This is a genomic window from Bradyrhizobium sp. P2_E8, assembly GCF_056403875.1.
Window position 1 is genome coordinate 1 of sequence record NZ_JBFUES010001411.1, and the last position, 1,437, is coordinate 1,437.

At 65.1% G+C, this 1,437-nt stretch carries 3 protein-coding genes; 2 read left to right on the top strand and 1 reads right to left on the bottom strand.

Annotated features, from left to right (window positions below):
* Positions 1-739, top strand: a 739-nt coding sequence (locus tag AC1D00_RS40935) for a lytic transglycosylase domain-containing protein (protein WP_477014622.1), incomplete at its 5' end; no start/stop codon positions are given.
* A 155-nt stretch (positions 740-894) separates the two neighbouring features.
* The gene (locus AC1D00_RS40940) at positions 895-1,170 is read left to right on the top strand and encodes a DUF3551 domain-containing protein (RefSeq protein ID WP_477014623.1); all 276 of its coding nucleotides are present in this window, start codon (positions 895-897) and stop codon (positions 1,168-1,170) included.
* 76 nt (positions 1,171-1,246) lie between these two features.
* Here the strand turns inward: AC1D00_RS40940 and AC1D00_RS40945 are convergent, their stop codons facing one another.
* Positions 1,247-1,432 carry a DUF3551 domain-containing protein gene (locus AC1D00_RS40945; protein WP_477014624.1) on the bottom strand — a complete coding sequence of 62 codons (186 nt, stop codon included), beginning with the start codon at positions 1,430-1,432 and terminating at the stop codon, positions 1,247-1,249.
* Positions 1,433-1,437: the final 5 nt, after the last annotated feature.

A 1,437-nucleotide genomic window follows, 5' to 3' on the forward strand; every position in this document is an offset into this window, starting at 1 on the left:
ACGGCTGGAGATCGTGCGCGCCGCGCAGCTGCTTTACGAGCTCGACGAACGCGAGATGGCGGTGCCCATGCTCGCCGACATGGGCGAGAACGGAGATCCCGAGGCGCTGGCCGGCCTCGGTGAGCTGACCCAGCGCCACAGCGATGCGCGCGGCATGCTGCTGCTCGGCAAGGCCGCGCTCAACCGCGGCCTGCCGTTCGACTTCTACGCCTATCCCGTCAACGGCATCCCGCAGTTCACGCCGATCGGCCCCGAGGTCGAGCGCAGCATCGTCTATGCGATCGCGCGGCAGGAGAGCGCGTTCAATCCCTCGGTGGTCTCGCCGGCGCAGGCCTATGGGCTGATGCAGGTGACACCGGACGCCGCACGCTATGTCTGCAAGCGGCACGGCGCGACTTACGATCTCGGGCGGCTGAAGAACGATTCGGTCTACAACGCCACGCTCGGCTCGGCCGAGCTCGGCGGACTGCTCGAGGATTATCGCGGCTCCTACATCATGACCTTTGCCGCCTACAATGCCGGCCGGGGCAGCGTGAAGAAGTGGGTCGACCGGTACGGCGATCCGCGCGATCCCAAGGTCGATGCGGTGGACTGGGTTGAGCTCATTCCATTCTCCGAGACGCGCAACTACGTGCAGCGGATCATGGAGAACCTTCAGGTCTACCGTGCCCGCTTCGGCGGCGGCACGCGGTTGCAGATCGAGGCCGATTTGCGCCGCGGCACCGGCAGCGTGGAATAGCGGGGCTGGATCGACCCGGCTTGGTCCTGAGCCGTGGCAGCGATGCAGCAAAGCTTCGGGGTAGAATGTCGCGACGGGCGGACGGCCTCGCGATAGGGCTGGAACAAGCCTCACCAATAGCAGTTGGTTAGCCCTCGCGAACCCGGAGAGATCTCATGTCCCGCGTGGTCGGTGTGCCCATGTTCGCAGCCGTGGCCTTGTCCGGCTTGATCGGTGCTGGCTCGCCCGCCTACGGCAAGAATCGCCACCCCTCCCAGCCACAGGCGACCGGGATTCAGGATCGTTATTGCCTGCAAGGACGGCGTTGGGGGTACCCGGGCAACTGCCTGTTTTCCACCTACAGCCAGTGTATGGCGACTGCTTCGGGCACAATCGATTCCTGCGGTTTGAATCCAACCTACGCCTTCCAGGAGTGGAAGGGACCCAGGTGATAGTCTGATCGCTCTCGTTGAGGCGGTCAAACCGCATGGAAGCTGCGGGGCCCGATTCCGCAGAGGATTTCGATTCTCACCCGGCCGGCGCGGACCGGCCGCGGGGAGCGCGAACCGGACCGGTTGAATCCGGCGGGGACCAATACGGGTTGGCCGTGCACATCGCCGACAACCCCATCGCGGCAGCCCTGCAGTCTTCCCACGATAGGTAGCTGCAGTAGGTCCTGCTGCTGCCGCCCCACTCCCATTTCTGGAGGCACACGGGAT

Excerpts from the sequence above, each read along its gene's own strand:
- AC1D00_RS40940 (WP_477014623.1), top strand. The coding sequence starts at position 895 with ATGTCCCGCGTGGTCGGTGTGCCCATGTTCGCAGCCGTGGCCTTGTCC.